At 59.0% G+C, this 9,202-nt stretch carries 6 protein-coding genes; 5 read left to right on the forward strand and 1 reads right to left on the reverse strand.

What is annotated here, in order from left to right; genetic code table 11:
• Window positions 1-208: 208 nt before the first annotated feature.
• Window positions 209-2,068, reverse strand: coding sequence for a hypothetical protein (locus A1355_RS13595; RefSeq protein WP_064029003.1), 1,860 nt, complete (start codon window positions 2,066-2,068; stop codon window positions 209-211).
• Window positions 2,069-2,584: 516 nt separating this feature from the next.
• Here A1355_RS13595 and hyfB point away from each other — a divergent pair.
• From hyfB to A1355_RS13620, 5 genes are all read left to right on the forward strand, one after another.
• Window positions 2,585-4,717, forward strand: a complete 2,133-nt coding sequence (gene hyfB / locus A1355_RS13600) for a hydrogenase 4 subunit B (protein ID WP_064029004.1) — start codon at window positions 2,585-2,587, stop codon at window positions 4,715-4,717.
• Window positions 4,714-5,658, forward strand: a complete 945-nt coding sequence (locus tag A1355_RS13605; protein WP_064029005.1) for a respiratory chain complex I subunit 1 family protein — start codon at window positions 4,714-4,716, stop codon at window positions 5,656-5,658. Before hyfB ends, A1355_RS13605 begins: the two co-directional genes overlap by 4 nt.
• The gene (locus tag A1355_RS13610) at window positions 5,658-6,335 is read left to right on the forward strand and encodes a hypothetical protein (protein WP_064029007.1); all 678 of its coding nucleotides are present in this window, start codon (window positions 5,658-5,660) and stop codon (window positions 6,333-6,335) included. The genes A1355_RS13605 and A1355_RS13610 overlap by 1 nt, the downstream gene beginning before the upstream one ends.
• Window positions 6,332-7,795 (forward strand): hydrogenase 4 subunit F, encoded by a 1,464-nt coding sequence (locus A1355_RS13615; RefSeq protein WP_064029009.1) that lies wholly within the window; start codon window positions 6,332-6,334, stop codon window positions 7,793-7,795. Before A1355_RS13610 ends, A1355_RS13615 begins: the two co-directional genes overlap by 4 nt.
• The coding region (locus A1355_RS13620; protein WP_064029012.1) for an NADH-quinone oxidoreductase subunit C at window positions 7,792-9,202 on the forward strand (1,411 nt) is incomplete at its 3' end. The genes A1355_RS13615 and A1355_RS13620, both read left to right, overlap by 4 nt.

Raw genomic sequence — 9,202 nt, forward strand, 5'->3', positions numbered from 1 at the left:
CGAAAGGCTATGTTCGCGTTAATCTTCGCCGTCGCCCCGGTATCGATCACTCAGGCCCGGTAGCCGCGGATGGCGATGGCTAAGCGTCCTGCCAGCCGAGTCCTGGCTAAGCGATGCCAGAGGCGACGGTCGCGCATCCCTGTCGTGATTAACGCGAACATAATCGTTAAAGGCGCTCGGCCATCCCTAGCCGAGGCCGCGTGCCGGGCTAGCCGTGCTCGCGAATGTCGATGTTGCTCTTGGTCACCCGTATCTCAACGTGGAACAATTGCTCGAAGACTTCGCCGATGTGCGGAATACGCTGGACTTCGCCGAGCAGCAGGTTGTAGATATTCAAATCCGCCGCCGAGAATTCGCGCTCGGGTTGTGGCCGGCCGAGCAGCCGATTGATCGCTTGCTGGGTTTGTTCGGCGGCGGCCAAAATGCCTTGCTCACGGCGGAAATATTTCATCAAGCAGCGAATCAAGCGCTCGAACGCCGCCGCTTCGTAGGCCGGTCGGCCGAATTGCGTACTCAAGATGCCGCGCAATTGCGCCTCGGCGATCCGGTGATAGGCACTAACCGCCGGCGGCGCGATGCGTTCGGCCAAGCTGTCGGCATTCGCCGTCAGTCCCAAACCTTCGCAGGTTTTTTGATACATGTCGGCGTAGACCTTTTCCCGATCGGCCCGCCATGCTTCGCTAGCGATCAGCGATTTGGATTGCAACTGTTTGATCTGAGTTTGCACTAGCGCCTTGAACGCGTTAAATCGCTCGGAATCGACGTTCGGCCAAGTATCCAAAATCGTCCACAGCTCTTCGTAATGGCGGCTCATCAGCGGCCACACCGAGAAGGCGATGGCGTGGGCCTGCAAGCCGTACAGACCGTAATCCAGCGCGGCCGGCAATGCGTCCAGCGCGGCCGCGACCTCCGGGGCTTGCGGAACGTCGTCCATGCCGGCCAGCGTCGTGCCGTCGACCAGCACGCCCAAAAATTCTTCGATCATCTTGCGCGGTCCGGCGCAAACGCCGTGCGCGGACTGAAACACGTAGTTGCGTTCGGCGTAGTCGTAAATACCTTGGGCTGTCATTGGCGCGTCGGGGGCGAGCGTGGTTTCGACGACCGGCAGGAACAGCATTTGATGGGTGGTCATCCGCACACCGTCGGTGACGCGGTACATCGATGACAACACCGGATGCAACTCGCCGTTCGCGACGCGGGGCGCGGTTTTCATCAGTTGGTAGGCCGGAACCGCCAGCACCAGCGCCGACAAGCGCTCCAAATGACCGACGGTCCAGCCGGCGCGGGCTTCCGGAAAACGCCGCAGATAGGCGGCGCGGATTTGCAGCAAGGCGGCAATCGCCGGCAACCAATGCTGGCCCATGCTTTTCAGCGCGGTCAAATTCATCGGCCGCTCGTTTTGGTAGCGGCTGCCGGGGTAGGGGCAGGTCGTCCATTCGGTCGCCACTTCGACGCGCAACGGTTTCGGGAAGACGTTGGATTCGCCGACTTGGCGGCCTTCGTTATCCACAGCGATATGAGCCACCCGAAATACCGGGATCATCAATTCCAGATAGCCCAATTCCACCGGCCGGCCGGTCAGTTCGGCCATGATGGCCTCGCATTCGAACCAAGTGCGCGGCGATTGGGCGGGAGCCGTTGGTAGTAGGTGGTTGGCGCCGGTTTGCGCCATTTTAGGGGCGGGTGCCGGGTTGGTGGTTTGCAGGATGCCTTGTAGAATCAACTCTTCGAGCAGATCCTTAACCACCGGCCAATCGTAGCCCTGGCCCCAACCGGTGGCGCTTATGGCTGGAAAGCTGGCTTGCTTGGCCAGGTTTTCGCCGAATGCGAACAACTCGGGTTCGTCGAAGCTGATTTCCTTGTCTTCGTAATACAGGCGTAGTTCGGTGGCGCCGGTCTCGTTGGTGACGTATTGGGCGATCGTGCGTTTATGCATCGGCAGAAACAGCCAATCGTCCTGGCTCAGTTCCGCCAGTTCCGGCGTTTCGGTCAAGTCGGCGTGAAACGGGCAGCCGCCGCTGTGTTGGGTGTCGTCGGTCCGAGACCTTTCCAAAATCGGCTGGCTCATCGCGCATGTCTCCGGAATGGGTTGAGTTCGAATGGCACGCTTGGTAACGACGCGCCGGCTCTAAGGACTGGAATCCCGTGCCGCCGGTCATTTCTACTGATATCCGCAACCGTGTCGGCGTGATGAAACAATAAATCCAGCGCCGGTTGGTGTCTGTGAATAACGGCATCGGTGCGTTGCGAGATAACTCACTTGACACCGGAAAGTGGGCGTACAGTGTTCGTCAGACCGTGTGGCGTAAGTCGTTCCACTGCTTTGCGTAGCTCGAGGGGGAGGCGACTGCTTGGGTGTGGTGAAACTGGTTCGGATCAACCAATTGCGCCGGTTGAAATCAACCAAAAGTTTCGCTGGAGCGTCGATTAAGCGCACGACGATGATGCGGTCGCTTGTTTTGTAAGGGTGTTGGCGCGATTGGCTCGGGTATTGCCTGAGCGCATCTGTCGTAACACAAGATCGGCGAGGTGTGGCAATGAGCGATTCGGTAGCGAATCCGGCTGAAAACGGAGAGATAGCCTCATGGTGTTGATATTGGCCTATGCCGCGGTGCTGTTGAGTTTTGCGTCCGGGCTGCTGGCGCTGCTGGTCAACCGCCGCGCCGGTTTGCTTCGGCTAGGCCACGCCGCGTTCCGGCGTTGGCCGGCCGGCAGGCGATGTTGGACTAGCGCCGATGCCTGGCTGGAAGAAAGCCGATACGCGGCGTTACTGAAAACCACGGTATTCAGGCTGTTGGGCGCGGCGGGGACTGCAGCCGTTCTTGCCGGCTTAACAGTGCTGTTAAGTCAAACGTCGGTGGTCACCGACCGAATTGGCTTGGGCTTGCCGTGGTTGCCTTGGCATGTACGTTTCGACGGTCTGTCCGGTTTCTTCTACTTGATAATCGGCATCGCCGTTGGCGCGGTCAGCCTGTACGGACCGGGTTATGTGGCGGCCTATCAAGAAGAAAAACATCCGTTCGCGGTGTTGGGCTTGTTCACCGGTCTGTTCGTTGCCGGTATGTTGTTGGTTCTACTGGCGGACGACGCCTTCTTTTTCATGATCGCCTGGGAGCTGATGTCGGTCGCCAGTTATTTCCTGGTGGCGTTTCAGCACGAACACCCGGCCAACCGCCGCGCCGCTTTTCTGTATTTGCTGATGGCCGAGGTCGGCGCGCTCGCCATCATTCTGGGATTTGGGGTGTTGGCGGCGTTTACCGACGGCTTTACCTTCGACGCCTTGCGTCAAGCGCAACTGTCCTCGAATTGGGCGACCTTGGCTTTCGTGCTGGCCTTGTTGGGTTTCGGCATGAAGGCCGGCATCGTGCCGATTCATGTTTGGTTGCCGGAAGCGCATCCGGTCGCGCCGTCGCATATTTCCGCGCTGATGAGCGGCGTCATGCTGAAGGTGGCCGTCTACGGACTGATCCGGTTTTGCTTCGATTTGCTGGGCGACGTGCATTGGCAATGGGGCGTCGTGCTGTTGGTGCTGGGCACGTTCTCGGCCTTGGGCGGCATTCTGTACGCGATGATGCAGCCTAACCTGAAACGCCTGCTGGCGTACAGTTCGGTGGAAAACATCGGCATTATCTTCATGGTGCTGGGCTTGGCGGTGATCTTCATGGCCAACGGCTTTCCGCAGCTGGCGGCCTTAGGCTTATTGGCGGCCTTATTTCACGCCTTCAATCATGCCTTGTTCAAAAACCTGCTGTTTTTAGGGGCCGGCATACTGCAGCATCAGGTTCACGATTTGAATATCGATACGATGGGCGGGCTGATCCAACGCTTGCCCAAGACCAGTTTCCTGTTCCTGATTGGCTGCATGAGTATCTCGTCGTTGCCGCTGTTCAACGGCTTTGTGTCGGAGTGGCTGGCCTTCCAGACCGCACTGCAGGTGGACGCGCTGGAAAACGGCGTGCTGCGCAGTCTGATACCGGTGTCGGCGGCGGCCCTGGCCTTGACCGCGGCCTTGGCGGCGGCTTGCTTCGTCAAAGTGTTCGGCATGATTTTCTTAGGGTTGCCGCGTTCGCGCAACGCCGAAAAAGCCCAGGAAGTGGACGATCACGGCATGCTGTTGGCCTTGAAATTGTTGGCTGGCTTGTGTTTTTTCATCGGGATTTTTCCGGCTTTCATCATCGACTTACTCAATCAGGTGGCCAGGCAATTGTTGGGTCAAGCCTTGCCCAACGACACCGCGCTGAGCTGGTTGCGGCTGGCGCCGGTGTCGCATCAACAGGCATCCTACGCGCCGCTGTTGGTGTTGATCAGCGTTTTGTTGGCGTCCGGCGCGGCGTTCTGGTATCTGCGCCGCAATCCGGAAACTAAAACCATGCGCCGCGCGCCGGCTTGGGATTGCGGCTTCGGCGGTTTGAACGCGCGCATGCAATACAGTTGCAGCGCGTTTACGATGCCGTTCCGGCGCATTTTCGCCAAGGTCTGGTTGATCGACGAGCAAATCGATAAAGACCTGCACGGTGCCGGGGACATCGAGGTCGCGGCGATTCATTACCGCCTGCAAGTGCAGGATCACAGCTGGCCCAGGCTCTATCTACCCATTGCCCATGGCATCAATCAACTGGCCAGGCTGGTTGGCCGCATCCAGACCGGGAATATCCGGGTTTATCTCGGTTACTCGTTTGCTACGTTAATTTTGATGTTGTGGGTGGTCAGCCTATGAACTGGTTCGTTGCCGTGATTCAAACCACGCTGTTCGTGGCCTTGGCGCCGCTACTGAGCGGTTGGTTGAAATGGTGCAAATGCCATTTGCAAAATCGCCGGGCGCCGTCCTTGCTGCAACCCTATCGCGATTTGCTTAAGTTAACCCGTAAACAGCCGGTTGTGGCCGAACATGCTTCGTGGCTATTCATCTACACACCGTATATCGTGTTTTCGGCGATGGTGCTGGCCGCATCGGTGGTGCCGTTGATAGCGGTGGACTTGCCGACCTCGGCCAGCGCCGACGTCATCGTATTGGTCGGATTTTTTGCGTTTGCCCGGTTTTTTCTGGCGCTGGCCGCGCTCGACATCGGGACCGCATTCGGCGGTATGGGCGCGTCGCGGGAAATGACGATTTCGTCGCTGGCCGAACCGGCAATGCTGATGGCGGTGTTCACGCTGACGATGACCGCATCGACCACCAATCTGTCGCTGGCGATCGAACATGTACTCTACGAAGGCTTGGTGTTAAGGCCGTCCTTCGTGTTCGCGATGTTCGCGCTGATGCTGGTGGCGATCGCCGAGACCGGCCGGATTCCGGTCGACAACCCGACCACTCACCTGGAGCTGACGATGATCCACGAAGCGATGATCCTGGAATACAGCGGCCGCCATTTGGCGTTGATCGAGTGGGCCAGTCAGTTGAAGTTGGCGTTGTACGGGGTGTTGCTTGCCAATATCTTCGCGCCTTGGGGTATCGCGCGGGAATTGACGTTGCCGGCGCTTGGCTACGGTTTGCTGGCGATTGCGGGCAAGTTGGCGGTGTTGGCGGTGTGCTTGGCGATTTCGGAAACCCTGGTGGCGAAGATGCGCTTGTTTCGGGTGCAGGAATATCTCAGCTTCGCCTACCTGCTGGGTTTGCTGGGCATGTTGAGCCACATCATCTTGGAGGCGGCGCGCTAATGAATCTCGAACAACAGGATTTTTACACCCAGGCGATTTTGTCGATGGCCGCGCTGGTCGGCTTGACCTCGTTTCTGATGCTGGGGCAGGGCCGTTTGTTGCGGCTGATCTTCGTGTTCGCGCTGCAAGGTTTGCTGTTGACGCTGACCACGGCCTTGGCGGCCTACAGCCTGGATAGCCATCATCTCTACATTTCCGCGCTGTTGACCTTGGTACTGAAGGTGTTGTTCATTCCGTGGATGCTGCGGCGGCAGGTACTGATGCTGAATCTGCACCGCGACGTGGAGGCCTTGAAAAACAACACCTTCGTGATGCTGGGCGGCGCGGCGCTGATGGTGTTCAGCTATTACGTGCTGCATCCCATCGTGCAGACCTCGTCGGCGGTGATGTTGAATGCGTTGGCGGTCAGCCTGTCGGTGGTGCTGCTGGGGATGTTATTGATGATTTCGCATCGCCAGGCGATTGCCCACGTGGTCGGCTTCATGTCCATCGAAAACGGCTTGTTTTTCGCCGCCATCGTGGCCACGCGCGGCATGCCGATGGTCGTCGAATTGGGGATAGCCTTCGACGTGCTGGTCGCGGCGGTGTTGTTCGGGATCTTTTTCTTTCATATCAGCACCAGCATCGACTCGCTGGATGTCGATCGCATGAACCGTTTGCACGAGGTGGACCGATGATCGCCGCTTATCTGGTCATGCTGATTCCGCTGATCGGCATCCTGTTTTTCGCGTTCGTCGGTCACCAGCGCGAAACCGGCCAACTCAACGTGCGCTTCAACGCCGTTACGTTGCTGGCGACGATTTGGCTGGCGGTCAACGTGTTGAACAACGGCACCATTCTGTCGGCCGGCAAGGCCTTCATCGTCGATTCGTTCAACGTGTATCTGATCGTGTTGACCGCGTTCGTCGGCCTGACCACCTCGATCTTTTCCGCGCCTTACATGGAGCACGAAAAGCAGCGGGGTAAATTGACCGAGAAGCGGCTGAAGCTGTATTACTCGATGTATCAAGGCTTTATGCTGGCGATGTATCTGGTGTTGACTACCAACAACATGGGAGTGATGTGGGTGGCGATGGAGGGGGCGACGCTGGCGACCGTATTATTGGTCAGCCTTTACCGCACACCGGAATCGATAGAAGCCGCCTGGAAATATTTCATTCTGTGCGGGGTCGGTATCGCTCAGGCCTTGTTCGGCACGATCTTGCTGTATTACGCGGCGGTGCAGATCGGCGACGGCGATAACGCCTTGCTGTGGTCGGTGCTGTTCGACAACGCCGCGCGTTTGAATCCGGAAATTTTGGAGCTGGCCTTCGTGTTCATGCTGATCGGTTACGGCACCAAGATCGGTCTGGTGCCCTTGCACAACTGGTTGCCGGACGCCCATTCCGAAGGCCCGACGCCGATGTCGGCGGTGTTGTCCGGATTGTTGCTCAACGACGCCTTGTACGCGGTGGTGCGCAATAAGATGCTGGTGGACGGCGCCACCCACACCAACATGGCCGGTTTGTTGATGATGGGATTCGGCTTGCTGTCGTTTTTGGTGGCCGCCTTGTTTTTGCACCGGCAAAAAGACATCAAGCGCTTGTTCAGTTATTCGTCGATAGAGCACATGGGTGTGATGACCTTTGCCTTCGGCATGGGCGGCGCATCGGCGACCTTCGCGGCGCTGCTGCACATGACGGTGCATTCGTTGACCAAATCGGCGATCTTCGTGACGGTGGGCCATGCCGCGCAACTGGCCGGCACCCAGCAGATGGAGAAAATTCGCGGTTTGATCAAAACTCAACCCGAGATCGGTTGGGGGCTGTTGATCGGTACCGTGGCGATTGCCGGCTTTCCGCCGTTCGGCGTGTTTACCAGCGAATTTTTGGTATTGGTGGCGACGATGCATAGTTATCCGTGGCTGGCGCCGGTATTGTTGCTGGGAATAGGCGTCGCCTTCGCCGGCTTGTTTCGGCACATTCAACCCATCGTCTACGGCGAGCGCCCCGAGGGCCAGCAGCCGATTAAAGCCAATCTGTGGCCGGTGATGATTCATCTGGCGCTGGTATTGTGGTTGGGTCTGGCAATTCCCGATTTTCTGGCGAATTGGTTTTCGCAAGCCACGCAGTTGATTTCCGGGAGCGTGCCGCTATGAGCAATCCGAATTGGACCGAAGCCTTGCGCTCATCCCTCTCGGCGGCCGGCGTCGCCGTCGAATCGGACGCCGCCGGCGACGCCATTTCCCGTTGGCGGGTGGCTTCCGAACATTGGCGCATGTTGGCCGAGCTGGCGCTAGCCGATAGCGTGCGCTGGTCGGCCGGCTGGGCCGAACAACGCGCGGCCGGTTTTGTCGTGCATGTATTGCTGGAAAAACACGGCGTTTATCTTTGGGCGCAAACCGAGCTGGGTCCGGCAAAGCCGGAAGTGCCCAGTCAGGCCGGCGTGTATCCGGCCGCCAATCGCAGCGAGCGCCACACCCAGGATATGTTCGGCATCCAGTTCGTCGGCCATCCGGATAACCGGCCGTGGACGCGCCACAAGGCGTGGGACAAACACCAACATCCGTTGCGCAAGGACTTTCCGGTCGAAGGCCGCCCGGAAACCGTGACGCCGCCGGACATGGATTATGCCTTCGTGAAATCGCACGGCGCCGGCACCTACGAAATCCCGGTCGGTCCGGTCCATGCCGGCATCATCGAACCCGGTCATTTTCGGTTTCAGGCGGTCGGCGAATTGATACTGAATTTGGAAGAACGCCTGGGTTACGTCCATAAAGGCATCGAAAAAATCGCCGAGGGCCGCGATCCGCCGGGCTTGGCCAGGCTGGCCGGCCGGGTGTCCGGCGATACGACCGTCGGACACGCCTGGGCCGCCTGCATGGCGATGGAGCGGGCGGCCGGTGTCGAAATTCCGCCGCGCGCGGCGCTGATACGCGGCATTCTGGCCGAACGCGAGCGGGTCGCCAATCATCTGGGCGACATCGGCGCGATCTGCAACGACGTGGCGTTTACGTTCGCGCAAATCCAATTTACCCGACTGCGCGAAGACTGGTTGCGCACCCAGGCCGCGATGTTCGGGCATCGGTTGATGATGGATTGCGTCGTTCCTGGCGGCGTGACATCGGACTTGTCGGCTGAGCAATGCCAAGCCATGCGCGTCGGTATCGTCAAGCTCAGAGACGAATTGGCCGACCTAATGACCACGCTGGATTTGAATTCGTCGCTGGAAGACCGTCTATATACCGCCGGATTTTTGTCCGAGGATATCGCCGCCGCCTACGGCACGGTCGGCTATGTCGGTAGGGCCAGCGGTCAGGATTTCGATGTGCGCCGCGATGCGGCCTATCCGCCCTACGACGCGGTCGGTTTCAAGGTGGTGCTGGAAAATCAGGGCGATATCGCCTCGCGTTTTTGGGTGCGTTATAAGGAAATCATCGCCTCGATGAAGCTGATCGAACAGTTTATCGACCGGCTGGCGCCGGGCGCGCTGGTCGGCGAGTGGCAAATTCCGGCGGCCGGCAGCCGGGGCCTGGGCATCGTCGACGGCTGGCGCGGCGAGATCG

The sequence above is a fragment of the Methylomonas koyamae genome (assembly GCF_001644025.1).
GTDB lineage: Bacteria > Pseudomonadota > Gammaproteobacteria > Methylococcales > Methylomonadaceae > Methylomonas > Methylomonas koyamae_A.